This is a genomic window from Rhodovulum sp. 12E13, assembly GCF_003340565.1.
Taxonomy (GTDB): domain Bacteria; phylum Pseudomonadota; class Alphaproteobacteria; order Rhodobacterales; family Rhodobacteraceae; genus HLUCCA09.
Genome location: NZ_QPLK01000003.1, coordinates 222915 through 248924 on the forward strand (window position 1 = coordinate 222915; position 26010 = coordinate 248924).

Here is a 26010-nt window from a genome sequence, read left to right on the forward strand (position 1 = left end):
GGCATCGGTGCCGCCGCGTCGCATCTTGCGCGCCCGCAGCGGCCTGTTGGCCTTCCCGGGCCGCGACGCTAGACAGGGCGCAGGGGGACCAGCGGGGAGACAGATGCGGGTAGCAGTGGGCGCGATCACGCGGCGGCGGCCGCACATGTTCGCCGATCTTCTCGCGAGCTTCGTCGAGATGCGCCGGCCCGGGGGCTGCGAGGTGATCTTTCTCTTCGCCGAGAACGACGACGCGCTCTCGGTCGGCCCGCAGGTCGACGACTTCCGCGAGAACGTGCCCGAGGAGGTGCGGCTCGAGCTCGAGCCTCGCGCAGGCATTCCCCATGCCCGCAACCGCGTCCTCGACATGGCGCTCGCCGCAGATGCCGACCTGCTCACCTTCGTCGACGACGACGAGGTGGTCACGCGCGACTGGCTGGTGGAACTCGTGGAGGGGATGGAGCGGCGGCGCCTCGATCTCGGCGGTGGCCCCGTGCGCCTGACCGCTGCGTCCGAGACGATGACCGCCTGGAACGCCGCCGTCTTTCGACACCTGACTCACCGCGCCCGGCGCCGCAACGGCGACCGGGCGAAGGCAGCCGCTTCGGGCCGCGACCATCTGATCAACATCTACACCAACAACTGGGCGCTGCGCCTGTCGACCCAGCAGCGACTCGGCCTGCGGTTCGACGAACGGCTCGAGGTCTCGGGCGGCTCGGACACCCGCTTCAGCCTCCAGATGAAGCGCGCCGGCGCCCGCATCGGCTGGATTCCCGATGCATGGGTGGAAGAGCCGACGCCGCTCAAGCGACTGACCCTGCGCTACCATTTCAGCCGGGCGCGCGACCAGTCGACCAACGCGGTCCGCCTGAGCCGCAAGGGCCCGCTCCGCGCGCTCTGGCATGCGGTGGCGCGCGGCGTCGACGCGCTGCTGTTCCTGCTCGCAACGCCCGTCGGCGGACGGTTCGCCGTGGCGCGTGCGGTGCACAAGCTCGGCGCCGCCACGGGCGCGCTGCGCGGCGCCGTGGGCGGGCGGTCGCGCCACTATGCCCCGGCGGCCGCCGAGTTCCACGCCGAGGCCGAGAGCACGGCCGGGCGCTGACCGGCGGATGCGGTCGGACCGGGCGGGACGGGCCATCGTGTGCACTGCCTGTGCAGGAAACGGGCCGGTGCGGGGCATGGCTGCACGGAGGCGGGCCCGGCGCGGCGCGGGTGGCCTCGCCGATTCGTCGCTTGACGCAAGGTCGAGGTGCGCGCCTCAAGGGACGGTATCGCGAACAGGGCACGCGCAGGGAGGGGAGAATGGATCTCGCCGATGGAGCCGGCGGCAGGGAGCGCGAGATCGTCGATCTCTTCGCCACCACCTTCACCGCCTCGGAGGGGGCCGAGGAAGGCGCGCTGATCGGCCGGCTCGTGCGCGACCTCCTCGACCGGACGCCGCCGGACGAGCTCCGCGTCTTCACCGCATCCGACGAGGGCGCGCTGGCCGGCGCCGTGATCTTCACCCGGCTGCGTTACGCGGGCGACGCGCGCAGGGTCGTCCTGCTGTCACCCATGGCGGTCGGGCCAGGATGGCAGGGCCGGGGAACAGGGCAGGCGCTGATCCGCCACGCGCTCGACACGCTGCGGGCCGAGGGCGCCGACGTGGCGCTGACCTATGGTGACCCCGCCTTCTACGGCAAGGTCGGCTTCGGCCCCGTGACAGAAGCCACGGCCCCGCCCCCGCAGCCGCTGTCGCAGCCAGAGGGCTGGATGGGGCAGGCGCTGGACGGGGGCGATATTGCCCCGCTCACGGGCCCCGCGACCTGCGCCGCGGCGCTCGACGATGCCGCCTACTGGTAAGGTCCGCCCGAAAGCCGGCTTGGCGAGATGACCCTCGCCCAAGGCGCGCCGACGGCCTCCGCCGCCGCTGACGACACCCGACGCGAGGCCACCCATCGCGGTCGGCGCGCGGGATCGTCTCGGGCCGGGGCGCCTCAGCGCGCGAGGCCGTCGCGCGCCTCCGTCGCAAGCTGCCCGAGAGTGGCGGCAAGCGCCGAGGCGTCGGCTCCCACCCCGAGGAAGCGTGCGCCGAGGCGGGCGAAGTCCATCGCCTCCTGCATGTCGAAGGCCACGATGCCGGGCGCCTTGCCCGCCCGACGGGTCGCGTCGAGCGCCCCCTCGATCGCGCGGCGCACTTCCGGGTGGCCGGGGGCACCGAGATGCCCCATGTCGGCCGACAGGTCCGCCGGGCCGACGAACACCCCGTCGATCCCCTCGACGGCGGCGATGGCGCCGGCGCTGTCGACGGCGCGGCGGCTCTCGACCTGCACCATCACGCAGATCTCGGCATCGGCGGCCGTGGCGTAGTCGGCGACCGCCCCCCAGCGCGAGGCGCGCCCCACCATCGCGCCCACGCCCCGCATACCGCGCGGCGGGTAGCGGCAGGCTGCGACGGCGGCGGCCGCCTCCTCCGCCGTTTCGACCATCGGCACCAGCACCGTCTGCGCCCCGAGATCGAGCGCCTGCTTGAGCAGAACCGGGTCGTTGGCCGCCACCCGCACCACCGCCGGGCAACCCGCTGCCTCGAGCGCCTGCAATTGCGCCTGCACGGTGGTGACGGTGTTGGGCCCGTGCTCGCCGTCGATCAGACACCAGTCGAAACCCGCGCGCCCGGCAATCTCGGCCACGCCCGCATCGGCGAGCGTCAGCCACAGCCCGGTCTGCACCTCGCCGCGCGCCAGCGCCGCCTTCAGACGGTTCGGCGGCAGCACCATCAGCGGTAGAGCAGCGACAGGCCGTCGGCGAACAGGTGAACCTTGGCCGGGTCGGCCGACATGTGCACCGTCCGGCCCCGCATGTCGGAGTGGATGCCGTTGAGCTTGGCGATCACCTGCTCCTGCTGGCCGATCGCGTCCTTCTGGAAGTAGAGCACCGTCACCTCGCCGAGGCTTTCGGCGATGTCGACGGTACCCGAAAACGCCCAGTCGTCGCCGTCGACCGGGTGGAAATCCTCCGGCCGGATGCCGACCTTCACCTTCCGTCCCTTGTCGTCGTCGCGCGACGGGTAATTCGACAGGACAGCGCCCTTGCCGCCATCGATGTGCACCTTCGTCTGGTTGCCGGTCTCGACGATCTCGCCCGGCAGCAGGTTCATCGCGGGCGAGCCGATGAACTGGGCGACGAACTCGTTCTGCGGCTTCTCGTAGAGCTCGAGCGGCGCCCCGACCTGGCTGATGCCGCCACCCGCGAGCACCACGATGCGGGTCGCGAGCGTCATCGCCTCGACCTGGTCGTGGGTCACGTAGATCATCGTCGAGTCGGGCATCGACTCCTTGAGCTGCGCGATCTCGATCCGCGTGGCCACCCGGAGCGCCGCGTCGAGGTTCGAGAGCGGTTCGTCGAAGAGATACACCTTCGGGTCGCGCACGATGGCCCGCCCGATCGCCACCCGCTGCCGCTGGCCACCCGACAGCGCCTTGGGCAGACGGTCGAGATAGGGCTCGAGCTGGAGGATGCGGGCCGCCTTGTTCACCGCCTCGTCGATCTCGGCCTTCGACTTGCCGGCGAGCTTGAGCGAGAACGACATGTTGTCCCGCACGGTCATGTGCGGATAGAGCGCGTAGGACTGGAACACCATCGCGATGCCGCGCTGCGCGGGCGGCATGTCGTTGACGCGCACGCCGTCGATGGTCAGGTCACCACCCGTGATCTTCTCGAGCCCCGCCACCATCCGCAGAAGGGTGGACTTGCCGCAGCCCGACGGCCCGACGAAAACGATCAGCTCGCCCTGCTTGATGTCGAGATTGATGTCGGAGAGGACCTTCACGTCGCCGTAGGCCTTCTCCACGTCGGTCATTGTCAATCCGGCCATGCCGATCGTCCTCCCTCGTGTTCTTCTTGGTCAGCCGCTCTCGGCCAGCGCGAAACAGGCCTGCCAGGGCGGCAGCACCGTTCCGCGGTCGTCGGTCTTGCACTTGAAGGGCGCCCCCCGGTCGATGCGCCATTCACCGGGCGGGAAATCGACCGGCCGCGCACCATTGGACAGGTTGAAGGCGCAGAACAGCCGCACGCCCTCGTGCTCGCGGATCAGCGAGAGATAGCTGTCCTCGGCGTCGATGATCTGCATGTCGCCCTTCTGCAGAACCCGGTGCGCCTTCCGGAAGGCGATCATCTGGCGGTAGAAGGCGAGCGTGCTGCCCGGCTCTCGGTCCTGCACCGAGACAGCCCGCTCGAGATGCTCCATCGCCACGGGCAGCCACGGCCGCGCATCCGAGAAGCCGCCGTTCTGCTGGTCGGCGACCCACGGCATCGGCGTGCGCGACCCGTCGCGGCCCTTGAACTTCGGCCAGAAGCGCTTGCCGTAGGGATCCTGCAGGTCCTCGTAGGCGACGTAGGCCTCGGTGAGCCCGAGCTCCTCGCCCTGGTAGAGGCAGACCGAGCCCTGGATCGCCATGAGCAGCGCCGCGTAGCTGCGCCGCGCCTCTTCGGAGAGAGTCCAGCGAGTGGCGTGCCGCACCACGTCGTGGTTGGAATAGGCCCAGCACGCCCAGCCATCGGTCACGATCTGCTGGTAACGGGTCAGCACCGCGGCGACCTGCGTGCCTGCGGGATAGGTGTTCGACAGGAAGTCGAAGTCGTAGCACATGTGCAGCAGGTCATCGCCCGCCGTATAGGCCGCCTGCACCTGCATCCCCCGCTGGCTCTCGCCCACCTCGCCCACGCTGGTCGCCGCCGGGTATTCGTCCATCACCGCGCGCAACCGGCGCAGGAAGTCGATGTTCTCGGGCTGGGTCTTGTCGTGCAGGTGATCCTGAAAGTTGTAGGGGTTCACCGCGGGTGCGGTGTTGTCGTTGCGGTGCGCCGGGTCGAGCGGCGGGTTGTCGCGCAGCTCCTTGTCGTGGAAATAGAAGTTGACCGTGTCGAGGCGAAAGCCGTCGACCCCGCGATCCAGCCAGAAGCGCGCGGTGTCGAGCAGTTCGTCCTGCACGTCCGGGTTGTGAAAGTTGAGATCCGGCTGCTCGGCGAGAAAGTTGTGCAGGTAATACTGCATCCGCTCGCCGTCCCACTGCCACGCCGAGCCGCCGAAGATCGACAGCCAGTTGTTGGGCGGCGTGCCGTCGAGCTTGGCGTCGGCCCAGACATACCAGTCGGCCTTGGGGTTGTGCCGCGACGATCGGCTCTCGCGGAACCACGGATGCTCCGACGAGGTGTGCGACAGCACGAGGTCGATCAGCACCTTCAGCCCCAGCTCGTGCGCCCGCTGGATCAGCGCGTCGAAATCGCCGAGCGTGCCGAAGAGCGGATCGACGTCGCGGTAGTCCGAGACGTCGTAGCCGTAGTCGAGCATCGGCGAGCGGAAGAACGGCGAGATCCAGATCGCGTCGACGCCCAGCGACGCGACATGCGGCAGGCGGTGGATGATCCCCGCGAGATCGCCCACGCCGTCGCTGTTCGAGTCCTGGAACGACCGCGGATAGATCTGGTAGATCACGGCGCCGCGCCACCAGTCGCGGTCGATACCGGTCTGCGCCTGGCGCGCGGGCGCCGTCGAGGGATCGAGGAAGCTCACGAAATCTCCTTACTTGACCGAGCCCGCGAGCAGGCCGCGCACGAGGAAGCGCTGCATCGAGAAGAACACGATCAGCGGCACCGCGATCATCACGAAGGCCGCCGCGGCGAGGATATGCCACTCGCCCCCGCGCGAGCCGAGCAGGTTGGTCACCACGAAGCGGGTCATCACCGTGCTCTCGGTATCGGCGGGCAGGAAGACCGAGGCCACGAGCAGGTCGTTCCATGTCCACAGGAACTGGAAGATGGCGAAGCTGGCCAGGGCGGGGAACGACAGCGGAAGCACGATCTTCCAGAAGATCTCGAAGTCGGTGGCGCCGTCGACGCGGGCGTTCTCGATGATGTCGCGCGGCAGGCCGACCATGTAGTTGCGCAACAGATAGACCGCAAGCGGCAACCCGAAGCCCGTATGCGCCAGCCAGATGCCGAGGAAGCTCTTCCCGATACCGAACCATTCGTGAATGATCGTCAGCGGCACGAAGGCGAGCTGCAGCGGCACGACGAGCAGGCCGACCACGATGGCGATCAGCAGGCCGCGGCCCGGAAAGTCCATCCAGGCCAGCGCGTAGGCCGCGAACGCGGCGATGACGATCGGGATGACGGTCGCGGGGATCGAGACGGTCAGCGTGTTCACGAACGGGCCGAACAGCGCCTCCTCCGAGAACAGCAGGTCGTCGAGGCTGCGCCCCTGCTCGAGTGCCTCGGCCCGGTCCTCGGCGTCCATGTCGGTCAGGACCTCGGCGTAGTTCTCCAGCGTGATCTGCGGCGGCGCGATGAGCGCCATGGGCAGGTTGAGCGCCCCCTCCATCTGCTCGGGCGATCTGGCGATCAGCGTGCCGTCACGCTCCACCGTGACCGCGACGCCGTCGCGGGTCTCGGCGGTCTCGCCGGGGGCGAGGTTGGCCCCCCGCAGGCGCGACACCCCGAAGGCGTCGACGGTGGCGCGGCCCACCACGTCGTCGGGCAGCGCCGCGCCCGACTCGCCCTCGAACACGTTGGTCTCGAGCAGCCACCCGCCGCCCTCGCCCTCCTGCTGGTCGTCGACCGGAACCTCGACGACGAAGGTCAGCGGGGCGCCCTGCAGCGCCATCCACCACCCGGTCTCGGATATCGCGTCCTGGTCGCGCAGCGAGGTGACGAGCAGCCCCACCGTCGGCACGATCCAGACGATCACGAGAAGCAGCGTCGCCAGGTGCGTGGCGATCCCGAGGCCCGATTTCTGGCCGGCGATATTGTCCATGACGCTCCCCTCCCCTCAGCGCAGTTCCGCGCGGGCCTGGCGGATGTTCCAGACCATCACCGGCAGCACGAGCACCATGATCACGATCGAGATCGCCGTGGCGAAGCCGTAATTGCCGCTGTCGAAGTAGCGCATCATCTGAGTCGGCAGGATCTCGAGATTGCGATACTGGTTCCCCATCGCCGCGACGATGTCATAGACCTTGAGCACCAGGATGGTGATCGTCGTCCAGACCACCACGATCGTGCCCATGATCTGCGGCACCTTGATCTTGAAGAAGATCTGGAAGGGGTTGGCCCCGTCGAGGATTGCGGCCTCGATCGTCTCCTCGGGCACGCCGCGCAACGCCGCCGAAAGGATCACCATGGCGAAGCCGGTCTGGATCCAGATCAGCACGACCATAAGCAGGAAACTGTCGATGATCTGCCCGTCGACCAGCGTCACGCCCTCCTCGGCGCCGAACAGGCCGCGCAGGGCGTTGATCACGCCGATGTCGATGTCGGGGTGATAGACGAAGCTCCAGATCAGCGAGGCGCCGACGAAGCTGATCGCCATGGGCATGAACACCAGCGATTTCGCCAGGTTGCCCCACGACAGCCGGTCGGTCAGCTGGGCCGCGAGCAGGCCGAAGGCGGTCGAGGCCGCCGGCACGACGAGCACCCAGAGCATGTTGTTGAGCAGCGAGACGCGGAAGGTCTCGTTGGCGAAGATCTCGGTATAGTTGCGATACCAGCCACCGTCCTCGGCGACGCCCGACGTGACCGACAGCCACGCCGAATAGAACACCGGCACCACGAGGTAGAGCCCGAGCGCGAACATCGCCGGAAAGAGAAAGAGCCACGGCCGGATCGCGTTGGCGCGGTTGATGTTGCGCCCGATATTCTCGCCCCGTGGCGGGTAGACCACGTTGTCGAGCACCCAGTTGGATGCCCAGAAATAGGCGAACATGCCGCCCACGCCGATCAGGATCGTGAAGATCCCCGACAGGATCACCGAGTCGAGCATCCGCCCCTCCCTTTCGTTCGACCGCCGGATTCCATGGCCCGCCGTCGTGGCGCACCCGTTCCGGTCTGTGTGTCGGTGTAGCGCGCGCGGCCGGCCGGCGCCGGGCCGCGCGCGCCGGAGCCGTCAGCTCACTTGATGGCGTCCCAGGCGGCCTGGATGCTCTCGGCCTCGGCCTGGGCGTCGCCCGAGCGCATGTACTCGACCATCCCGGTCCAGAAGGCGCCGGCACCGATCTCGGAGGGCATCAGGTCGGAGGCGTCGAAGCGGAACGAGGTGGCCGACAGCAGGATCTCGCCCATCCCCTTGAGCGTGTCGTTGGCGTAGAGGTCGGTGTTCACGCCCGAATGCGGCGTGAGGAAGCCCGACTGCGCCATCCACAGCTCGTGCGCGATCGGCGTCTTGAGGAACTCGATGAACCCGCGGGTCGCGTCGGAATCATCGGTGATCGCCCACGCCGTGCCCGCGCCCAGCACAGGGCTGCCAAGATCTTCGGCCTCGAAGGGCGGGAAGTAGAAGAAGTCGAATTCCGCGTCCTCGGGGAAGAAGGTCGGGATGAACGATGCCTGCTTGTGCATCAGGCAGTCGGGCGGGAACTGGAACAGACCGTCCGGCGCGTTGCGGAAGTCGTTGGCGACGATTTCGGCCGGCGACATGCCCGTCCATTCCTCGTTACGCGCGAAGGAGCCGAAAAGCTCGATGGCGTTGACGACCGGCTCGGACGAGAACGGGATGTCGTTGGCGACCCACGCGTCGTAGGTCTCCAGCGGCTGGGTGCGCAGCATGATGTCCTCGACCCAGTCGGTCGCGGGCCAGCCCGTCGCCCCCTCCGACCCGATGCCGATGCACCAGGGCGTGAAGCCGTCGGCGAGCGCCTGCTCGCTCAGGCCCACGAGCTCTTCCATCGTGGTGGGTATCTCGTAGCCCAGTTCGTCGAAGATCGGCGGCGAATACCAGACGAGCGATTTCACGTCGACCTTGTAGAAGAAGCCGTTGAGCGCCTCGCCCCCCGCCTGTTCGTTGGCCGAGGTGGCGAGGTCGACCCAGCTCTGGCCGGCCGCGTAGTTGTCGCGGATCCAGCTCGCCGTCTCCTCGCCGAGCGGCGCGACATGGCCGGCGGCCGCGAGGTCGGCCAGCAGGCCGGGCTGCGGGATCACCGCGAGATTGGGAAGGCCGCCGGTCTGGGAGGCGCGGCGAATCTCGCTTTCGAAGCTGTCGGAGCCGGAATACGCGACCGTCGCGCCGGTCGCCGCCTCGAAATAGTCGATCACGCTCGTGACGAGGTCGAGGTCGTCTCCGATCCACGGGCCGGAGATGGTGATCTCGGCGCCGTCGAAATCATTCTCCGCGGCGAAGCTCTCGTAGCTCGCCCAGTTGAAATCGCCCTCGCCGACGGGAAAGACGAGATCCTGCGCCGCCGCGGATCCCGCGCAGAGAGCCAGGCCGGCGGCACCGGCCATAAGACGGTTCTTCATGGTTAACCTCCCGTGTTCGCGCCCGAGCCACCGGGCCTGGCGCTTTATTGGAGCGGCTCCAGGCGCGCACCCAAACCGCTTTGGATGACCGGCACGATACCCGCGCCGGTGAGGGTGTCAATGCAGGACAGGGAGCGAATCGCCCTGAATTTCCGCGACTGTCAGCGCTAACTGCCCTGCATCGGGCGCAGCGCGAACCGCCGCTTTGACCGGGGCGCGACGCTGCGCTAACGGTGTGGGATCGCCAGACCGCGGCATCCGGGCCGGCCGCGCATCGCCCGCGGCGACAGTCAGACCCGCAGACTGGCCATTTTCATGCGACCATGACTCTCCGAACCCTCGCCGAAAGCCTCGGGCTCAGCCCCACTACCGTCAGTCGCGCGCTGAACGGCTATGGCGACGTGGCTCCGGCGACGCGCGCGCGGGTCCAGGCGGCGGCACGGGCACAGGGCTACGCGCCGAACCCGCGCGCCCGGTCGCTCGCCACGGGCCGGGCGATGGCGATCGGGCATGTCATCCCGGCCACATCGCGGCACGAGATCGTCAATCCTGTCTTTGCCGACTTCATCGCCGGCGCAAGCGAGACCTATGCCGCCGCGGGCTACGAGATCGTGCTGTCGGTCATGCCCGAAGGCGACGAGGCGGAGGGCTATCGCCGCCTTGCCCGGTCGCGGCGGATCGACGGGCTGCTGCTGCAGGCGCCCCGGCCCGACGATCGGCGGATCGCCCTGCTTGCGGGGCTCGGCCTGCCCTATGTCGTGCACGGCCGCGCCTCGCAGGAGGCGGCCCCCTACGGATGGCTCGACATGGACAACCGCCGCGCCTTCGCCCGGGCGACGCGCCACCTGACCGGGCTCGGCCACCGCCGCATCGCGCTGCTGAACGGGCCCGCGGGGATGGACTTCGCCACCCGCCGCGCCGCCGGCCACGCCGCCGCGCTGGACGAGGCGGGCATCGCTCTCGATCCGGCGCTGGTGCGCCACGAGCCGATGACGGAGTTCTACGGCTACACCGCAGCGCGCGCGTTGACGGGCCTCGCGGTGCCGCCGACCGCCTACCTGACCTCGTCGCTGCTGATCGCGATGGGCGTGCGCCGCGCGATCGAGGAGGCCGGGCTGCGCCTCGGCCACGACGTCTCGCTCGTCACCCACGACGACGGGCTGAGCTACCTGCCGAACGGCGCGCCGGGCCGGCCGCTCTTCACCGCGACGCGGGCGCCGGTGCGCGAGATGGGGCGCGAAGCGGCGGCGATGCTGCTTTCGGCCATCGCCGAGCCCCGGCGCGCCCCGCGCACCCGGCTGATCGAGGCCGAGTGGGTCGAGGGGCCATCGACCGGTGCGGCCCCTCGCTGAGGCGCAGCCTTCGCCCCGCCCGACCGGGGCGCCGAGAGCGGCGGCGCGCCACGGGGACGCTGCCCCCGGTCGCCCGGTCCGGGCGACTCCCCCGGGATATTTGAAGCAAGAAGAAGCAGGGCCGCCGGGGCCGCGGCGCGCGGCACAAAGCAATGGCGAGGGCGCGGCGGCCGGCGGCCGGTGGGCGGTGGGCGGTGGGCGGTTTCCCGGGAGCGACGGGCGGTCTCCGGTGGGCCGGGTTGCATCTCACCCTTGCCCCCCCCTAGACCGGGCCGGCGGCCGCGTTGGCGCCACCACCCATCCGCTGCCCGGAGGAGCCCCATGCAGCACCGCCGATCCGACTTTCCGACAGGCTTCCTCTTCGGCGCCGCCACGTCGTCCTACCAGATCGAGGGGCACGCGCACGGGGGCGCCGGCCGCACCCACTGGGACGATTTCGCCGAGACGCCGGGCAACGTGGCGGGCGCGGAAACGGGGGCGCTGGCCTGCGATCACTACCATCGCTACGGTGCGGATCTCGATCTCGTGGCCGGCGCGGGGCTCGACGTCTACCGCTTTTCGACCTCCTGGGCGCGGGTGCTGCCCGAGGGACGGGGGGCGCCGAACCCCGACGGCCTCGATTTCTACGACCGGCTGGTCGACGCCTGCCTCGAGCGGGGGCTGAAGCCGGCGCTGACGCTCTATCACTGGGAGCTGCCCTCGGCGCTGGCCGATCTCGGCGGCTGGCGCAACCGCGACGTGGCCGACTGGTTCGCCGACTTCGCCGACGTCGTGGCCGCGCGTATCGGCGACCGCGTCTGGTCGGCCGCGCCGATCAACGAGCCGTGGTGCGTGGGGTGGCTGTCGCATTTCGCCGGTGTGCACGCGCCGGGGCTGCGCGACATCCGCGCGACGGCCCGCGCGATGCACCACGTGCTGCTGGCCCACGGCCGGGCGGTGCAGGCGCTGCGGGTGCGCGGCGTGGGCAACGTGGGCGGCGTGTTCAACTGCGAATACGCCGACGCTGCCGACCAGAGCCCCGAGACCGCCCGCGCCGCCGAGACCTACGACGCGATCTACAACCGTTTCTTCCTGGGCGGCATCTTCCGCAGGGAATACCCCGAACCGGTGCTCGCCGGCCTCGCCCCCCACCTGCCCGGGGGCTGGGAGCGGGATTTCGACACCATCGCCCAGCCGCTCGACTGGGTGGGCCTGAACTACTACACGCGCAAGCGCATCGCCGCGGCCCCCGGCGCCTGGCCCGCCCTTGCCGAGCAGGACGGCCCCTTGCCGAAAACGCAGGTCGGGTGGGAGATCTACCCCCAGGGCCTCGGGCATTTCCTGCGCATGATCCACCACGACTACGCCGGCGGGCTGCCGATCTACGTCACCGAAAACGGCATGGCGCGTGACGACACGATCGGCCCCGACGGTTCGGTGGCCGACCCCGAGCGCACCGCCTATCTCGACGCGCATCTGGCCGAGGTGCGGGGGGCGATCGACGCCGGCGTGCCGGTGCGCGGCTATTTCGTCTGGTCGCTGATCGACAATTTCGAGTGGGCGCTGGGCTACGGGCCGCGCTTCGGCCTCGTGCACGTAGACTACGCCGACTTGAAGCGCAGGCCCAAGGCATCCTACCACGCCCTGGCCGCGGCACTGAGTTCCTGAGAGCGGCCGAGGGAGGACGAGGGATGGCCGACCAGACCGAGCGCAGGATCGAGGCGGCGACCGGGCGCGTCCTGGTGGCGGATATCGGCGGGACGAACACGCGCGTTGCGCTGGCCGAGGGCGGCCGGCTCGTGCCGGGCAGCGTCCGGCGCTACCGCAACGCGCAGTTCGGCGGCCTTGAGGCGGTGCTCGGCCGCTTCCTCGAAGAGACCGGCGCCGCCCGTCCCGCGGCCGCCTGCCTCGCCATGGCGGGGCCTGTGCACGAGGGGCGCGGGCGGCTGACCAACCTCGCATGGACGCTCGATACCGAGGTTCTGGCCGCGGCGACCGGGGCCGAGACGGTCGACCTGCTGAACGACCTGCAGGCCCAGGGCCACGCGATCGGGCATCTCTCGCAGGAAGCGATGCAGGTCGTCCTGCCGGGTCCGCCGCCGCGGCTCGACGCGCCGCAGCTCGTGGTGGGGATCGGCACCGGCTTCAACGCCGCGCCGGTCTACAACACGCCGCGCGGGCGGCTGGTGCCGGCCTCGGAGGCAGGTCACGCCACGCTGCCCGTGCGTACCGAGCAGGATCTCGAGCTTGCGCGCTGGATCACCGCGCGCCACGGCTTCTGCTCGATCGAGGACGCGCTGTCCGGGCGCGGCCTGCCCTGGATCCACGACTTTCTCTGCGAGCGCGACGGCGTGCCGGGAGGGGCCGACTCGGCCGGCGTGCTGAAGCGGGCGGCCGAGGGCGAGGGCGACGAGGCCGCCCGCGCGCGAGCGGCGGTGGCCAGCTTCGTGCGGCTTGCGGGCGGGGTCTGCGGCGATCTCGCGCTCACGCTCCTGCCCTTCGGCGGCGTCTTTCTGGTAGGCGGGATGGCGCGGGCGATGGCGCCGCATATGGGGCTCGGCTTCGCCGAGGCGTTCCGCGACAAGGGGCGCTTCGGCCCGTTCATGGAGCGGTTCGCCGTCACGCTGGTGCGCGACGACGACGCGGCGCTGATCGGCTCGGCGGTGCATCTCGATGCGCTGCTCGCAGCCCGGGCGCGGAGCTAGCCAGGGCTGGGCCGCCAGACGCGGGGCCGGCAAGGGCGCGCAGGGGCCTGCCCGCCCGTAAGGCGATCTTAACGGCTGCAACCCTACACCCCTCGGGCGACGTGAACCGAGAGAAGGGTGCCCCGTGTTTTCCGCGAGACCGCCGATGCCAGCCCGTTCCGCGCCCGTCGCGCGCGGCGAGCGGGGTGCGCCATGAGCGCGCCCGCCACCTTTCCCCTGCCAGCGCGGCTCGATCTCTCCACCGCCGCGATGCTGGCCGAGGGGCTGCGCGCGCACCGGGGGGCCGATCTCGCGCTCGACGCGGGTGATCTCACGCATCTCGGCACGCCGGGCCTGCAGGTGCTCCTGTCGGCTCGCAGGAGCTGGGGGGCTGCCGGCCACGCGCTCAGCATCGAGAATGCGCCCGAAACGCTGGCCGAGCAGCTGGCGCAGTTTGGCCTGCGCGAGGACGACCTCGTCACCGCCGGCGCCACGGCTCGGGCGGCGGGTGACCCGCACCCGCCGCCCGAGCCGCCCCCTGCCCCACCGGCTCTCGGCGCCCCCGATGCCGCCGCGGGCTCCGAGGCCGCGCCGGAGGTGAGCGCCGCGCCCGACACGACCGCCGAAATCGCGTCGCCGAATGACGGTGACGGGCAGCAGACGGCCGATCCCGGGATGGTCACCTACGCGGGGCCCGACCTGCCCGCGCCGGGCGAGGCGCCGGCAGCCGCCGCGGCCGACCTCCCCGATCTATCCGACCTATCCGACCTGTCCGCGCCCGATCTCGCCTCCCCGGCGGGCGACGACGGAAGGGACGCGGCCACGACAGACGGCGACACCACCGAGGGAGACCGCTCATGAGCCTGCAAATCCTCGCGGTGGACGACAGCCGCACCATCCGCGACATGCTCAAGATGGCGCTGACCCAGGCGGGCTTCGAGACCAGCCTCGCCGAGGACGGCATGCACGGCCTCGAGGTGCTCGACGGAATGGCGCCCGACGCGATCATCACCGACATCAACATGCCCCGTATGGACGGGTTCGGCTTCATCGAGGCGGTCCGCGCGCAAGACAAGCACCGCGCGACGCCGATCCTCGTGCTGACGACGGAAAGCGCGCCGGAACTCAAGGCGCGCGCCCGGGCGGCGGGGGCCACGGGCTGGATCGTCAAACCCTTCGACCCAGAAAAACTGGTGCGCGCGCTGCGCACCGTCGCCGGACCGGGAGGCGCGTGATGTCCGACCCGATGGCCGAAATCCGTGCCTCCTTCTTCATCGAGTGCGAGGAACTGCTCGAGGCGCTGCAGGACGGTCTCGCCGCGATGGATGGCGGCGACACCGACGCCGAGACCATCAATATCTGCTTCAGGGCCGTCCACTCGATGAAGGGCGGCGCCGGTGCCTTCGGCCTCGAATCGCTGGTGCGCTTCGCCCATCGCTACGAGACGGTGATGGACGAGATCCGCGCCGGCCGGCTGGCGCCCGACCGCGACGCGATGATGCTGTTCTTCCGCGCGGCCGACGTGCTCTCCGACATCGTGCGCACAAGCCGCGACGGCGAGCACATCGACGAGGCCGAGGTCGAATCGGTGCTCGGCCAGCTCGAGGCGCTGGCCGGCGGGGCGCCCGAGGAAGAGGAGGAAGAGGTCGCCGATTTCCAGCCGATGGGCCTTGCCATAGACCTCGACGGCACGCCCGAGCTGCCCGCCGACGCACCCTGGACGATCCGCTTCGCCCCGCATGCCGAACTGTTCCGCTCCGGAAACGAGCCGCAGCATCTGCTGCGCGCCCTCGCCGCCCTCGGCGAGGCGCAGATCGTCTGCCGGCAGGACGATCTGCCGCCTCTCGACGAGATCGAGCCCGAAGCGCCGTATCTTGCGTGGGAGATCACGCTCGACACCGATAAGGGCGAGGAAGAGATCCGCGAGATCTTCGACTTCGTCGACGGCATCTGCACCCTCGAGGTGTCGGGCGGGCCGAGCGGCCCGGCCTTGCCGCCCCTGCCCGACCTGTCGGACCTGCCCGGCACGATCGACGACGGCGAGGCGCCCGTGGTGCCGCAGGCCGAGGCGCCCGTGCCAGACGGCACGGCGCGGCGCATCACCCTCAGCGAACCTGCCGGCGACACCTCCGGGGACGGGCCCGGCACGCCGCTGCCGTCTGCGGGCGGCGAGGCGCCAGAGCCCGCCGGCCCTCCCGCGGCGCCGCCTACCCGGTCTGCCGCCTCGGCCGACCCCGCGGGCGGGAGCGGCGCAGGCGGTGGCGCCGGCAACGGCGAGGCGCGCCAGTCCCAGGCTGCCGCGCAGACCAAGCCCACGGTGCGGGTCGACCTCGAGCGCATCGACCGCCTCGTGAATCTCGTGGGCGAACTCGTGATCAACCAGGCGATGCTCAGCCAGAGCGTGCAGGAAGCCGGCATTCCCTCGAACTCACCCGTCTCACAGGGCCTCGAGGAGTTCATGCAGCTCACGCGCGACATCCAGGACAGCGTGATGATGATCCGCGCCCAGCCTGTGAAGTCGCTGTTCCAGCGCATGTCGCGAATCGTGCGCGAGGCCTCCGCCGCCGTCGACAAGCGCGTGCGTCTCAAGACCGAGGGCGAAGCGACCGAGGTCGACAAGACCGTGATCGAGCGTCTCGCCGATCCGCTGACGCACATGATCCGCAATGCTGTCGACCACGGCCTCGAAAGCGGCGAGAAACGCCGCGCGGCGGGCAAGTCCGAGGAAGGCGTCGTCACCCTCACGGCGGCGCACCGCTCCGGGCGCGTCGTCATCGAGGTGGCCGACGACGGCGGCGGCATCAACCGACCGCGCGTGCGCCAGATCGCGGAGGAAAAGGGCCTCATCCCCGAAGGCCTGTCGATGACCGACTCGGAGATCGACAACCTGCTCTTCATGCCCGGTTTCTCCACCGCCTCGCAGATTTCCGACCTGTCGGGCCGCGGGGTAGGCATGGACGTGGTGCGCTCCTCGATCCAGGAGCTCGGCGGCCGCATCACCATCGCCTCCGAGCCGGGCGTCGGCACGACCTTCTCGATCTCGCTGCCGCTGACGCTGGCGGTGCTCGACGGCATGGTCGTTCGCGCGGGCGGCGAGACGCTGGTGGTGCCCCTCGGCGCCATCGTCGAGACCCTGTCGCTCGCCGACGAGGAGATCCGCTCGATCGGGCCGGGCCGGAACGTGCTGCATATCCGCGACACCTTCGTGCCGCTGCTCGATCTCGCAGTCGAGCTGGACTATCGCGGCCCGCTCGAGAGCTATGATGGCTCCGTCGTTCTCCTGATCCAGCAGGAAGACGGGGCGCGCGCCGCTCTCGTCGTCGACTCGATCGAGGAGCAGCGACAGGTCGTCATCAAGGGTCTTCAGGACAGTTACGGTCACGTGCCCGGGATCGCCGCCGCCACGATCCTTGGCGACGGCCAGATCGCGCTGATCCTGGACCCTGTCGACCTGATGTCGAACGTCGCGGGGCGCAGCCGCGGCGCCGTGCCCTCCCTCGATCTCGCAGGATGACGCTCATGACCGATCACGCCGTCTCCCCCGACGACCGCTCCGAGCTCGAGCTGCTCTCGTTCCGCGTGGGCGAGCAGGAATACTCCGTCGACATCATGTCGGTGCGCGAGATCCGTGGCTGGACGAGGGCCACACCGCTGCCCCATTCAGAGCCCTTCGTGCGCGGCGTCATCAACCTCCGCGGCGCCGTTCTGCCGATCATCGACCTCTCCTGCCGCCTCGGCATCGGCGCCACCGAGACGACCGAGCGCAACGTCATCATCGTGGTTCAGATGGAGGGGCAGTCGATCGGCCTGCTTGTCGATGCCGTCTCCGACATCCTGTCGATCCCGCGCAGCGACCTGCAGGCGCCGCCCGACATGCTGGCCGACGCCGCGCACAGCTTCGTGCGCGCCCTCACGGTCGTCGAGGGGCGCATGCTGCGCATCCTCGATTTGCATTCCGTCTATCCCCAGCGCGAAGGCAACGCCGCGTGACCGGTGCACCCGCCCTCTCGCCCGCGCCGAGCGCCGGCCGCCTCGACGGGCCGGACCTGGCGCATTTCGATACGATCGCGGCGCGCGCGCATCGAGAGGCCGGGCTTGTCCTGCCGCGCGACAAGGCGCCGATGGTGCTGGCCAGGATCGGCAAGCGCCTGCGCGCGTCGGGCCACGCCACGCTCGCCGAGTATTGCGCGTTCCTCGACAGCGAGGCCGGCGTGGAGGAGCGGCGCGAACTCATCTATACCCTGACGACCAACGTCACGAGCTTCTTCCGCGAGCAGCACCATTTCGACGGCCTGCGCGAGCGCATCCTCCCCGGGCTCGTCGAGCGGGCGCGGGCGGGCGGCCGCGTCCGGCTCTGGTCGGCAGGCTGTTCCTCCGGGCAGGAGCCCTACAGCCTCGCCATGGTCGTTCTCGACGCGCTGCCCGAGGCCGCCCGCTGCGATCTGCGCATCCTCGCGACAGACATCGACCCCTACGTGCTCGCCGAGGCGCGCAAGGCCGTCTACCCCGAGGCGCAGGTCGAGCCGGTGCCCGAGGCCATGCGCCGCCGCTTCCTCGAGCCGGCACCGGGGCGCGACGGCACACGGGCCTGGCGCGTGGCCGAGCCGGCACGCAGCCTCGTGGCCTTCCGCGAGCTCAACCTGCTCAAGGAGTGGCCGATGCGCGGCCGCTTCGATGCAATCTTCTGCCGGAACGTCGTGATCTACTTCGACCGCGAGACGCAGCGCTGCCTTTGGGAGCGGTTCGCCGCGGCGCTGGCGCCGGGAGGGCATCTCTTTCTCGGCCATTCCGAGCGGATCGATACCGCCGCCACCGACGCCTTCCGCGTGGTGGGGACGACCATGTACCAGCGCGCCGCGCCCGGCGCGCAGAACCAGACGAGGGGCTGAGGCATGGCTTTGCGCGATCAATTGCACGTCATGGTGGTCGACGACATGTCGACCAGCCGGGGCCTGATCCTGCAGGCGCTGGACAGTTTCGGTGTCCGCAACGTCCAGTACGCGGCCGACGGGCCGTCGGCACTGCAGGCGCTCGGCAAGCAACCTGCCCACCTCGTCCTGTCCGACTACAACATGCCGGGCATGGACGGGCTGCACCTGCTGCACGCCCTGCGCAGCGACGCCAGGCTCAAGGGCGTCGGCTTCATCCTGATCACCGGCAAGGCCGACCGGCAGATCATCGAGGCCGGCAAGAAGCTCGGAATGAACAACTTCATCAAGAAGCCGTTCCAGCCAAAGGATCTGCTCGCATCGATCGAAGCTGTTGTCGGCAGGCTGTGATGGCGGACGGGATGCAGGAGACGCCCGACGCCGCGCGGGGCCGGAGCGAGGACGGCCTGCTGTCGGCCGCCCAGTTGAAGGCGCGCCTCGCGGACGAACTCGCCACCCTCGCGCGCGACATGGCCGCGTTCCAGCACACGCTCTCGGTCGTGCTCGAGGCGGGGCGCCTGTCAGCGGACCAACTGCGCCAATTGCAGGATCTCGACCGCGCCACGCAGATGCTCGACAACCTGCACCGGGTCGCAATCGCGCTCGCCGCCGCCCATCCACACCCTGTGGCAGCCACCGAGCTCGACTCGCTCGTCACGCTGGCCGAACTCAAGAGCCGGCTTGCCGGCGCTCCCACCGCCCCAGCCTCGACCGACCGCAGGGATCCCTCCGACGACGAGGTCGCCTGGCTCTGACATGCAGGCACCCTGCACTTAGCCTCCGAGCGATGGACGGGCTCCCGCTCGGCCGCCCCTGTCGCGACCGGTGACCGCCCGCGGGCTCAGCCGTGCCCCCGATATCCCCGCCCCGTGATACCCCCGCAGTGTCTCGGCGGAGACCGATGATGTCGCGACGAGGCCAACGCAGGCGCGTGTGGGGTGACGCCAAGCCGCGGCACGGGACTTCACCCGTCCCGTCGGCACGAGTCCGAGCTGCCGGGATCGGCTGCGCCAGGCCCCGCTCAGAACAGCTCGATGTCGTTGCCCGGTGCAGCGGGAAGGCGGGGCGGCACGATCTCTTCCTGCGGGACGTGGGACCCCTCGATCAGCAACTGCCGGGCGCGCCCCGTGAAGGGCCAGAACTGCACCCGGCGGCCCTGCGTGCCGCCGAGGCTGGCCGAGAGACACGGAATCCCCTCGCGCTCGAGAAAACCGCGGGCGAACTCGGCGTTGCGCGCGCCCACGTCCGACAGGCCCGCGATCATCCGCGCCCCGCCGAAGAGCTTGGCCTGCAGCCGGTCGCGCGCTCCGCCCGCGCGGAGGATCCCGTTGATCAGTAGCTCCATCGCGTTGACCCCGGCCGAGGCGCGCTGCAGGTCGGCATCGGGCGCGTCGGGCAGAACGATATGGTTCATCCCCCCCACGCGCGACTGCGGATCCCAGATGCAGGCCGCCACGCACGAGCCCAGGATGGTGGTAAGCAGCGCATCGGGCGTGGCGGCAACCACATGCTCCCCCTGCCCGACATGGATCCTGGTCTCGACCGGCTGGGGGCGCGTCATGCCGCGCCCGCCCGGCCGGCAGGCCTGGCCCGCGATCCGCGCCCCGTCGCGCGCAGGATGCTGCCCGCGATGGCGTCGAGCCGGCATACCTCCGCCACGCCACCCAGCTCGGCGGCGACGCGCGGCATGCCGTAGACGACGCAACTGGCCGCGTCCTGCCCGATCGTGCGGGCCCCGGCCGCGCGCAGCGCGGCCATGCCTTCTGCCCCGTCGCGGCCCATTCCGGTCAGGATCACCGCCACGACATGGTCGGCATGGCAAAGCCCCGAGCGGAACAGCACATCGACCGACGGGCGATGCCCGCTCACCTTGTCGCCGGCTTCGAGCCCGCAGCGGAAGCGACCGGGCGCGCCCTCGAGCACGAGGTGCGTCTCGCCCCCCGGGGCGAGATAGACGCGCCCCGGCCCGACCGGCGCGCCGGGGCGCGCGAGCGCGACCTCGGGGCAGACCTGCCCCTGCAGGCGCTCGGCGAAGCTGGCGAGAAAGCTCTCGGGCATGTGCTGGGTGATCAGCACGGGCGGCCCCCCGGCGGGCAGGCCGCCGAGAACCCGCTCGAGCGCGTCGACCCCACCGGTAGAAGCGCCGATCAGCACGACCCGCCCGTTCCAGACATACGGTGAGGCATCCGCGGCCGGCGCCGGACGGCGCGGCGCGGGCGGTCTGCCCACCGAGGCGCCAGCGGCGACGAAGACCCGCTCGGCGAGGGCGGCGAGCGCCTCTGGTGCGGCAAGCGTCGGCTTGCCGAGGGCGTCGACGGCGCCGAGCGAAAGCGCTTCGACCGCCGAGCGGCTGCCCTTGTGCGTCTCGGACGAGAACATCACGACCGGCATCGGCCGCAGGCGCATGATCTTTTCGAGGAACGAGATGCCGTCCATGCGGGGCATCTCGACGTCGAGAGTGATCACGTCGGGGTCGGTGCCCTTGATGACCTCCCGGGCTTCATAGGGGTCGCCCGCCTCGCCCACGACGTCGAACCGCCCGTCGTCGCGCAGCACCTTGCCGATCATCGCCCGCATGGTGGGGGAATCGTCGACGACCACGACACGCTTGCGCTGCATGCACACTCCATCCGCGGCGCCCTTGCAGGGCAGGGGCGCGACGGGGCCCGGTCCCGTCGGGTGACGTTGTGGCACCGATCCCTGAACAGCCGCTTAACGCGCGCCGGCGGCGCCACTGGCCGCCAGCGCCCGCGGATCGGCGCTCCCCGGAACGACAGGGAGCGCCGCCAGCCCGTGCGCCCCGTCGTGGGTCGCTGGCACGTCGCAGCGGGCCGGCGGAGACGCGGCGGCGGCAGCGGGGCTGCGCCCGGAACGCCCGGGATCGGGGCCGGAGCGGGGCCGGAGCGGGGGGCGGAGCAGCGGCGAGGGCGATCCGGCTTGCCCCCTCCGCACGCCCGTGCAACGAGCAGAGCATGGTCTCTTCCCGACTGATGCCGCTGCTGCCCCCGCCGGCAGACCGGCCGCGCGTGGTCTTCGCGCTCGCGCTCGGCCTCGCCGGGGGTGGTCTCGCCACGCTCGTCGGCCTGCCCCTGCCCTGGATGCTGGGGCCGATGCTGGTCTGCGCCGCCGCTGCGCTCGGCGGGCTGCCGGTGGTGGGGCCGGTGGCGGCACGGCCCGTCGTGATACCGGTGATCGGGGTGATGCTGGGGGCGGGATTCTCGCCCGGCATCCTGGGCGAGCTGGGCGGATGGGCCGGCACGTTCGTGCTGCTGCCGCCCTTCCTGATCGCGGGCGGACTCTCCTCGTGGCTCTGGTTCCGCACGGTCGGCGGCTACGACGCGCGCACGGCCTTCTTCTGCGCCGCGCCGGGAGGGCTGAACGAGATGATCATCCTCGGCGCCGAGGCGGGCGCCGACGAGCGCCGCATCGCGCTGGCCCATGCGCTGCGGATCTTCGTGGCGATCACCGCCGTCGCGCTCGGCTTCGCCCTGCTCGGCGGAACGACGACCGCTGGGCTCGACGCGGCGCATACCGGGTTCGCCGACCTCGGCCCCCTCGACGCGGTGATGCTGCTCGCCTGCGCCGTGGCCGGCGTGCCGATGGCGCGGGTGCTGCGGCTGCCGGCGCCCGCGCTCTTCGGGCCGATGACGCTGTCGGCGGCGCTGCATCTCACCGGGCTGGTCACGGTGCCGCCGCCCACCGTGCTCGTCGGCGTCGCGCAGCTCGTGATCGGGACGGTGCTCGGCTGCCGCTTCGTCGGCGCGAGCCTGCGCGAGACCGGACGCGACATGCTGCTCGGCGCCGGGGCGACCCTCCTGCTGCTGATGGTGACGCTGGTCTTCGCCAGCCTCGTCGCCGCGCTGACGCCTGCGCCGTGGAGCCAGGTGGTGCTCGCCTATTCTCCCGGCGGTCTGGCCGAGATGAGCCTTCTGGCGCTCGCCAAGAACCAGGACGTGGCCTATGTCGCGACGGCCCATATTGCGCGCATCGTGCTCATTCTGCTCGCGATCCAGCCTCTTCTGCGCCTGCTCGGCGAGCGGCTGCCACCACCCCCACCCCCGCGCGGCTGATCGATCTGCAACAGGCCCCGCCCGAAAGGTCCGGGGCCGACCGGACCCGTTGCGGCGGGAGGGCGCGCATGCGCCACTCTCGGGCAGGACGGCGAAGACTGTCCCGCATATCACACCGCCCCGAGCAGACGACAGGACCAGGCGACATGCCCTCTCCCACCACCGATCAGCCGGCGCCCGCGCCCCGGCGGCCCAGCACCCGCCAGGAGGCCGACCGCCGCGAGTCGCACCTGAAGACCTCCGAGGCCGAGCCCGCGCCGAAGCCCGCCATCAACGACTGGGCCAGCCTCTGAGCTGACGGCACGAAAAAGGCCGCCAAAGCATGGGCTTGGCGGCCTTTTCATACGTGGCGATCCGGGATCAGCCGACGATCTCGGTCTGCGCGAAGAAGAACGCGATCTCCTCCGCCGCCGTCTCGGGCGCGTCGGAGCCGTGCACCGAGTTCTCGCCGACCGACTGGGCGAACTCCGCCCGGATCGTGCCCGGCGCGGCGTCGGCGGGGTTGGTCGCGCCCATCACCTCGCGGTTCTTGGCGATCGCGCCCTCGCCCTCGAGGACCTGCAGCACGACCGGGCCCGAGGCCATGAACTCGCACAGCTCTCCGTAGAACGGGCGCTCGGCATGGACCTTGTAGAATTCCTGCGCCTGCTCGAGCGTGAGCTTCACCCGCTTCTGGGCGACGATGCGCAGGCCCGCCTCCTCGAACTTGGCGTTGATCCGGCCGGTGAGGTTGCGGGCGGTCGCGTCGGGCTTGATGATGCTGAAGGTGCGTTCGGTCGCCATTGTTCTCTCTCCTGTCCGGGGGCGTGCGGGCGCCCCTGTCGAAAACCGGCGCCCCGGTAGCATGGGGCATGGGCGGGGGAAAGGCGCTTTCCCGCGGGGCCGGGCGCGGGCATTGCGCTGCGTGGATCGGCCCGCCCCCGCGCGCCCCTCGCCTGCGCCCGCTTGCACCGTGTCGCGCGGGCGGGTAGCTCGCGGCCATGGCGCGCGCTCCCCTGATGCAACTCACCGACGTCTCCCTCGGCCTCGGGGCCGACCGGCTGTTCGACGGCCTCGATCTCGTGATCCAGCCGGGCGACCGGGTGGCGCTGGTGGGCCGCAACGGTTCCGGCAAGTCGACGCTGCTTCGGGTGATGGCGGGGCTGGTCGAGCCCGATGCCGGGGCCCGCGTCGTGCCCGCCGGCGTGTCGGTGGGCTACATGGAGCAGGAGCCCGACCTGACCGGCTTCGCCACCCTCGGCGATTTCGCGAGCGCCGGGCTGGAGCCGGGCGAGGCGTGGCGGGTGGAGGCGGCCGCCGAGGGGCTGGGGCTGGCGCTCGCGGCTGACCCTGCGCGCGCCTCGGGCGGCGAACGGCGCCGGGCGGCGCTCGCGCGCCTGCTCGCCGCCGAGGCCGACCTGATGCTCCTCGACGAGCCCACCAACCACCTCGACATCGGCGCGATCCAGTGGCTCGAGGAGCGGCTGGCCGCGACCAGGGCCGCCTACGTGCTGATCTCGCACGACCGCGCCTTCCTCAGCCGCCTTACCCGCGCCACGCTCTGGCTCGACCGCGGCACGGTGCGTCGGCAGGAGGCGGGGTTCGAGGCGTTCGAGGCATGGCGCGAGAAGGTGTGGGCCGAGGAAGACGCCGCCGCCCACAAGCTTGACCGCCGGATCAGGTCGGAGGCGCGCTGGGCCGTCGAGGGAATCAGCGCGCGGCGCAAGCGCAACCAGGGCCGCGTGCGACGCCTGCAGGAGATGCGCGCCGAGCGGGCCGCGCAGATCAGGCGGCAGGGCACGGCGGCGATGGAATTCGGCTCGTCCGGCAAGACCGGCAAGCTGGTGGTCGAGGCGCGCGGCATCTCCAAGAGCTACGGCGACCGCCCGGTCGTGCGCGATTTCTCGATCCGGGTGGGCCGGGGCGAGCGGCTGGCGCTGGTGGGGCCGAACGGCGCGGGCAAGACGACGCTCCTGAAGATGATGATCGGGCAGCTCGCCCCCGACACGGGCGAGGTGCGGATGGGCACGAATATCGAGCTTGCCGTGTTCGACCAGGCCCGAGCGGCGCTCGCCCCCGACGCGACGCTGTGGGAGAGCCTGACGGGCGACCCGGCCATGCGCATCTCGGGCCGCGCCGACCAGGTGATGGTGCGGGGCGAGCCCCGCCACGTCGTGAGCTACCTCAACGACTTTCTCTTCACCGACGAGCAGGCCCGCGCGCCCGTCCGGGCGCTGTCGGGCGGCGAGAAGGCGCGGCTCCTGCTGGCGCGGCTCATGGCGCACCCCGCGAACCTGCTGGTGCTCGACGAGCCCACGAACGACCTCGACATCGAGACGCTCGATCTGCTGCAGGAGCTCGTCTCGGAGTTCGACGGCACGGTGATCCTCGTCAGCCACGACCGCGACTTCCTCGACCGGACGGCGACGACGACCGTGGCGATGGAGGGCGACGGGCACGCGGTCGTCTATGCCGGCGGCTGGTCGGACATGCAGGCGCAGCGGGCGGCGGGCGGGGCCGGGCCGGCCTCTGTGGGACCGGCGGGAAAGGCGAAGCCGGCACGAACGGCGACGCGCAGCAAGGCGCCCGCCGCCCCCGCGCCAGACCGCGGGCCCGCTGGCCCTGCGCCGGCGCTCAGCTTCACCGAAAGGCACCGGCTCGAGGCGCTGCCGGGCGAGATCGAACGTCTGGAAGCCGAGATCGGCAAGCTCGAGGCGCTGCTGTCGGATTCGGGCCTCTACACCCGCGAACCGGTCAAGTTCGCCAAGGCGACGGAGGCACTGTCAGAGCGTCAGGCCCGACTGTCGGCCGCCGAGGAGGAGTGGCTGGCGCTGGAGGAGAAGGCGGAAGCGGCGGGCGGCTGACGCCAACCGCCTTGCGAGTCGGCCTGCTTTCCGCCCCCGGTCGGGCCGGTCGGGCCGGGCGCCCCGACTTCGGTCGGGCCGGGCGCCTGCCGACCGGCCTCGGGCGAGAGGCGTCGATCCGGTGGGCTTGCTCACCCGCGCCCGATCCTGCCGGAACGCGCGACCCGCAGGGGCCGTCAGCGCACCAGCGTCAGGGCGCCGCCCCCGATGCGCACCTCGCTGAAGCGATCGAGATAGGTCATGCCAAGCAGCGAGCCGGTCATCTCGCCGCCATTGACGACCGCCGGCACGCCCGTGTCGGCGATGCCGCCAAGGCGCACCTCGTCGAGCCAGACGCGGGCGGTCGAGACCATGCCGTTGGCCGTGCGCGCCGCGCCCACGAAGGCGAGTTCGCTCGGGTCGAGGCCGACGCGGCGGGCGTCGTCGGCCGAGAGCACGATGTCGGTCGCGCCGGTATCCACCACGAAGCGGACAGGCGTGCCGTTGACCTCGAGGACCATGCGGTAGTGCCCGTCGGCCGAGCGCGGCACGACCACGCGCCCCTCGTCGGTGAACACCGATTGCTGCGGGGTCACCGTCCCCTGCAGATCCGACCACAATCCATAGCCCGCGATCACGCCGATGAAGATCAGCGCCCACAGGCCCGCCTGCCGCAACCCCTGCCCGAGGCTCTGCCGGTGCGAGAGGAAAAAGTAGCCGGCCAGCACCGAGCCGAGCAGCACGAGGTAAAGAAGCGAGGCGGTCTGTTCGCCGGTCATCTCGGGCATGGTGGCCTTTCTCGTCGTGGCCGGGCGCGGTCGCCGCCCCGGTCTCACAGATAGGGCGGCCTGCGACAGGCTGCCAGAGCCGGCATGCATGGGCGCGGCGCATGGGCCGCCGTGCACCGAGACACCGGGCGGCGGGCACGC

Annotated in this window: 25 protein-coding genes; 15 read left to right on the top strand and 10 right to left on the bottom strand. The window is 71.0% G+C overall.

Annotated elements, in window-relative coordinates; all coding sequences use genetic code 11:
• Positions 1–145 precede the first annotated feature (145 nt).
• Together DLJ49_RS04310 and DLJ49_RS04315 are read left to right on the top strand one after the other, a co-directional pair.
• Positions 146–1081 (top strand): glycosyltransferase family 2 protein, encoded by a 936-nt coding sequence (locus tag DLJ49_RS04310; protein ID WP_158547387.1) that lies wholly within the window; start codon positions 146–148, stop codon positions 1079–1081.
• 200 nt (positions 1082–1281) lie between these two features.
• Entirely contained in the window at positions 1282–1821 is a 540-nt protein-coding gene (locus tag DLJ49_RS04315) for a GNAT family N-acetyltransferase (protein ID WP_115392284.1), read from the top strand.
• A 134-nt stretch (positions 1822–1955) separates the two neighbouring features.
• Here DLJ49_RS04315 and DLJ49_RS04320 read toward each other — a convergent pair whose 3' ends face one another.
• From DLJ49_RS04320 to DLJ49_RS04345, 6 genes are all read right to left on the bottom strand, one after another.
• Positions 1956–2735 carry an HpcH/HpaI aldolase family protein gene (locus DLJ49_RS04320; RefSeq protein WP_115392285.1) on the bottom strand — a complete coding sequence of 260 codons (780 nt, stop codon included), beginning with the start codon at positions 2733–2735 and terminating at the stop codon, positions 1956–1958.
• Positions 2735–3832, bottom strand: a complete 1098-nt coding sequence (locus DLJ49_RS04325; RefSeq protein WP_115392286.1) for an ABC transporter ATP-binding protein — start codon at positions 3830–3832, stop codon at positions 2735–2737. The genes DLJ49_RS04320 and DLJ49_RS04325 overlap by 1 nt, the downstream gene beginning before the upstream one ends.
• A 30-nt stretch (positions 3833–3862) precedes the next feature.
• Positions 3863–5530: an alpha-glucosidase gene (locus DLJ49_RS04330; RefSeq protein WP_115392287.1), complete on the bottom strand. Its 1668-nt coding sequence runs from the start codon at positions 5528–5530 to the stop codon at positions 3863–3865.
• A gap of 9 nt (positions 5531–5539) precedes the next feature.
• Complete coding sequence (locus tag DLJ49_RS04335) at positions 5540–6769, bottom strand: carbohydrate ABC transporter permease (RefSeq protein ID WP_115392288.1); 1230 nt, start codon at positions 6767–6769, stop codon at positions 5540–5542.
• Positions 6770–6784: 15 nt separating this feature from the next.
• Positions 6785–7774 carry a carbohydrate ABC transporter permease gene (locus DLJ49_RS04340; protein ID WP_115392289.1) on the bottom strand — a complete coding sequence of 330 codons (990 nt, stop codon included), beginning with the start codon at positions 7772–7774 and terminating at the stop codon, positions 6785–6787.
• 128 nt (positions 7775–7902) lie between these two features.
• The gene (locus tag DLJ49_RS04345; protein WP_115392290.1) at positions 7903–9246 is read right to left on the bottom strand and encodes an ABC transporter substrate-binding protein; all 1344 of its coding nucleotides are present in this window, start codon (positions 9244–9246) and stop codon (positions 7903–7905) included.
• A 323-nt stretch (positions 9247–9569) separates the two neighbouring features.
• On the opposite strand from DLJ49_RS04345, the gene DLJ49_RS04350 reads away from it, so the two are divergent.
• The 10 genes from DLJ49_RS04350 (at position 9570) to DLJ49_RS04395 (ending at position 18944) form a co-directional block, all read left to right on the top strand.
• Positions 9570–10598 (top strand): substrate-binding domain-containing protein, encoded by a 1029-nt coding sequence (locus tag DLJ49_RS04350; protein ID WP_115392291.1) that lies wholly within the window; start codon positions 9570–9572, stop codon positions 10596–10598.
• Between the two features lie 321 nt (positions 10599–10919).
• On the top strand, positions 10920–12245 hold the full coding sequence (locus tag DLJ49_RS04355) for a GH1 family beta-glucosidase (RefSeq protein WP_115392292.1): 1326 nt from the start codon (positions 10920–10922) through the stop codon (positions 12243–12245).
• Positions 12246–12268: 23 nt separating this feature from the next.
• Entirely contained in the window at positions 12269–13282 is a 1014-nt protein-coding gene (locus tag DLJ49_RS04360) for a glucokinase (RefSeq protein WP_115392293.1), read from the top strand.
• A gap of 192 nt (positions 13283–13474) precedes the next feature.
• The gene (locus tag DLJ49_RS04365; protein ID WP_115392294.1) at positions 13475–14122 is read left to right on the top strand and encodes an STAS domain-containing protein; all 648 of its coding nucleotides are present in this window, start codon (positions 13475–13477) and stop codon (positions 14120–14122) included.
• The gene (locus tag DLJ49_RS04370; RefSeq protein ID WP_115392295.1) at positions 14119–14496 is read left to right on the top strand and encodes a response regulator; all 378 of its coding nucleotides are present in this window, start codon (positions 14119–14121) and stop codon (positions 14494–14496) included. Before DLJ49_RS04365 ends, DLJ49_RS04370 begins: the two co-directional genes overlap by 4 nt.
• The gene (locus tag DLJ49_RS04375) at positions 14496–16775 is read left to right on the top strand and encodes a chemotaxis protein CheA (protein WP_115392296.1); all 2280 of its coding nucleotides are present in this window, start codon (positions 14496–14498) and stop codon (positions 16773–16775) included. Before DLJ49_RS04370 ends, DLJ49_RS04375 begins: the two co-directional genes overlap by 1 nt.
• Positions 16776–16780: 5 nt before the next feature.
• A complete protein-coding gene (locus tag DLJ49_RS04380; protein ID WP_115392297.1) occupies positions 16781–17251 on the top strand; it encodes a chemotaxis protein CheW in 471 nt (156 codons plus the stop codon).
• Positions 17248–18150: a CheR family methyltransferase gene (locus tag DLJ49_RS04385; RefSeq protein ID WP_115392298.1), complete on the top strand. Its 903-nt coding sequence runs from the start codon at positions 17248–17250 to the stop codon at positions 18148–18150. Before DLJ49_RS04380 ends, DLJ49_RS04385 begins: the two co-directional genes overlap by 4 nt.
• Before the next feature lie 3 nt (positions 18151–18153).
• Entirely contained in the window at positions 18154–18540 is a 387-nt protein-coding gene (locus tag DLJ49_RS04390; RefSeq protein WP_115392299.1) for a response regulator, read from the top strand.
• Positions 18540–18944 carry a hypothetical protein gene (locus DLJ49_RS04395; RefSeq protein ID WP_115392300.1) on the top strand — a complete coding sequence of 135 codons (405 nt, stop codon included), beginning with the start codon at positions 18540–18542 and terminating at the stop codon, positions 18942–18944. Before DLJ49_RS04390 ends, DLJ49_RS04395 begins: the two co-directional genes overlap by 1 nt.
• 266 nt (positions 18945–19210) lie before the next feature.
• On the opposite strand, the gene DLJ49_RS04400 is transcribed toward DLJ49_RS04395, so the two are convergent.
• Together DLJ49_RS04400 and DLJ49_RS04405 are read right to left on the bottom strand one after the other, a co-directional pair.
• Positions 19211–19750 carry a chemotaxis protein CheD gene (locus tag DLJ49_RS04400; protein WP_115392347.1) on the bottom strand — a complete coding sequence of 180 codons (540 nt, stop codon included), beginning with the start codon at positions 19748–19750 and terminating at the stop codon, positions 19211–19213.
• Positions 19747–20808 carry a protein-glutamate methylesterase/protein-glutamine glutaminase gene (locus DLJ49_RS04405; RefSeq protein ID WP_115392301.1) on the bottom strand — a complete coding sequence of 354 codons (1062 nt, stop codon included), beginning with the start codon at positions 20806–20808 and terminating at the stop codon, positions 19747–19749. Before DLJ49_RS04405 ends, DLJ49_RS04400 begins: the two co-directional genes overlap by 4 nt.
• A 353-nt stretch (positions 20809–21161) precedes the next feature.
• Here DLJ49_RS04405 and DLJ49_RS04410 point away from each other — a divergent pair, with 353 nt between their 5' ends.
• The gene (locus DLJ49_RS04410; RefSeq protein ID WP_233488715.1) at positions 21162–22259 is read left to right on the top strand and encodes an AbrB family transcriptional regulator; all 1098 of its coding nucleotides are present in this window, start codon (positions 21162–21164) and stop codon (positions 22257–22259) included.
• Between the two features lie 146 nt (positions 22260–22405).
• Positions 22406–22552 carry a hypothetical protein gene (locus DLJ49_RS21655; protein ID WP_158547388.1) on the top strand — a complete coding sequence of 49 codons (147 nt, stop codon included), beginning with the start codon at positions 22406–22408 and terminating at the stop codon, positions 22550–22552.
• Positions 22553–22619: 67 nt separating this feature from the next.
• Here the strand turns inward: DLJ49_RS21655 and ndk are convergent, their stop codons facing one another.
• On the bottom strand, positions 22620–23042 hold the full coding sequence (gene ndk, locus DLJ49_RS04415; RefSeq protein ID WP_115392303.1) for a nucleoside-diphosphate kinase: 423 nt from the start codon (positions 23040–23042) through the stop codon (positions 22620–22622).
• 197 nt (positions 23043–23239) lie between these two features.
• On the opposite strand from ndk, the gene DLJ49_RS04420 reads away from it, so the two are divergent.
• A complete protein-coding gene (locus DLJ49_RS04420) occupies positions 23240–25102 on the top strand; it encodes an ABC-F family ATP-binding cassette domain-containing protein (RefSeq protein ID WP_115392304.1) in 1863 nt (620 codons plus the stop codon).
• A 176-nt stretch (positions 25103–25278) separates the two neighbouring features.
• Here DLJ49_RS04420 and DLJ49_RS04425 read toward each other — a convergent pair whose 3' ends face one another.
• Positions 25279–25869 carry a retropepsin-like aspartic protease family protein gene (locus DLJ49_RS04425; RefSeq protein ID WP_369932485.1) on the bottom strand — a complete coding sequence of 197 codons (591 nt, stop codon included), beginning with the start codon at positions 25867–25869 and terminating at the stop codon, positions 25279–25281.
• Positions 25870–26010 lie beyond the last annotated feature (141 nt).

Excerpts from the sequence above, each read along its gene's own strand:
- DLJ49_RS04335 (WP_115392288.1), bottom strand. The coding sequence starts at position 6,769 with ATGGACAATATCGCCGGCCAGAAATCGGGCCTCGGGATCGCCACGCAC.
- DLJ49_RS04370 (WP_115392295.1), top strand. The coding sequence starts at position 14,119 with ATGAGCCTGCAAATCCTCGCGGTGGACGACAGCCGCACCATCCGCGAC.
- DLJ49_RS04315 (WP_115392284.1), top strand. The coding sequence starts at position 1,282 with ATGGATCTCGCCGATGGAGCCGGCGGCAGGGAGCGCGAGATCGTCGAT.
- DLJ49_RS04310 (WP_158547387.1), top strand. The coding sequence starts at position 146 with ATGTTCGCCGATCTTCTCGCGAGCTTCGTCGAGATGCGCCGGCCCGGG.
- DLJ49_RS04395 (WP_115392300.1), top strand. The coding sequence starts at position 18,540 with ATGGCGGACGGGATGCAGGAGACGCCCGACGCCGCGCGGGGCCGGAGC.
- DLJ49_RS04365 (WP_115392294.1), top strand. The coding sequence starts at position 13,475 with ATGAGCGCGCCCGCCACCTTTCCCCTGCCAGCGCGGCTCGATCTCTCC.
- DLJ49_RS04360 (WP_115392293.1), top strand. The coding sequence starts at position 12,269 with ATGGCCGACCAGACCGAGCGCAGGATCGAGGCGGCGACCGGGCGCGTC.
- DLJ49_RS04325 (WP_115392286.1), bottom strand. The coding sequence starts at position 3,832 with ATGGCCGGATTGACAATGACCGACGTGGAGAAGGCCTACGGCGACGTG.
- DLJ49_RS04380 (WP_115392297.1), top strand. The coding sequence starts at position 16,781 with ATGACCGATCACGCCGTCTCCCCCGACGACCGCTCCGAGCTCGAGCTG.
- DLJ49_RS04420 (WP_115392304.1), top strand. The coding sequence starts at position 23,240 with ATGGCGCGCGCTCCCCTGATGCAACTCACCGACGTCTCCCTCGGCCTC.
- DLJ49_RS04375 (WP_115392296.1), top strand. The coding sequence starts at position 14,496 with ATGTCCGACCCGATGGCCGAAATCCGTGCCTCCTTCTTCATCGAGTGC.
- DLJ49_RS04320 (WP_115392285.1), bottom strand. The coding sequence starts at position 2,735 with ATGGTGCTGCCGCCGAACCGTCTGAAGGCGGCGCTGGCGCGCGGCGAG.
- DLJ49_RS04340 (WP_115392289.1), bottom strand. The coding sequence starts at position 7,774 with ATGCTCGACTCGGTGATCCTGTCGGGGATCTTCACGATCCTGATCGGC.
- ndk (WP_115392303.1), bottom strand. The coding sequence starts at position 23,042 with ATGGCGACCGAACGCACCTTCAGCATCATCAAGCCCGACGCGACCGCC.
- DLJ49_RS21655 (WP_158547388.1), top strand. The coding sequence starts at position 22,406 with ATGCCCTCTCCCACCACCGATCAGCCGGCGCCCGCGCCCCGGCGGCCC.
- DLJ49_RS04425 (WP_369932485.1), bottom strand. The coding sequence starts at position 25,869 with ATGCCCGAGATGACCGGCGAACAGACCGCCTCGCTTCTTTACCTCGTG.
- DLJ49_RS04410 (WP_233488715.1), top strand. The coding sequence starts at position 21,162 with ATGGTCTCTTCCCGACTGATGCCGCTGCTGCCCCCGCCGGCAGACCGG.
- DLJ49_RS04345 (WP_115392290.1), bottom strand. The coding sequence starts at position 9,246 with ATGAAGAACCGTCTTATGGCCGGTGCCGCCGGCCTGGCTCTCTGCGCG.
- DLJ49_RS04350 (WP_115392291.1), top strand. The coding sequence starts at position 9,570 with ATGACTCTCCGAACCCTCGCCGAAAGCCTCGGGCTCAGCCCCACTACC.
- DLJ49_RS04355 (WP_115392292.1), top strand. The coding sequence starts at position 10,920 with ATGCAGCACCGCCGATCCGACTTTCCGACAGGCTTCCTCTTCGGCGCC.
- DLJ49_RS04390 (WP_115392299.1), top strand. The coding sequence starts at position 18,154 with ATGGCTTTGCGCGATCAATTGCACGTCATGGTGGTCGACGACATGTCG.
- DLJ49_RS04400 (WP_115392347.1), bottom strand. The coding sequence starts at position 19,750 with ATGACGCGCCCCCAGCCGGTCGAGACCAGGATCCATGTCGGGCAGGGG.
- DLJ49_RS04405 (WP_115392301.1), bottom strand. The coding sequence starts at position 20,808 with ATGCAGCGCAAGCGTGTCGTGGTCGTCGACGATTCCCCCACCATGCGG.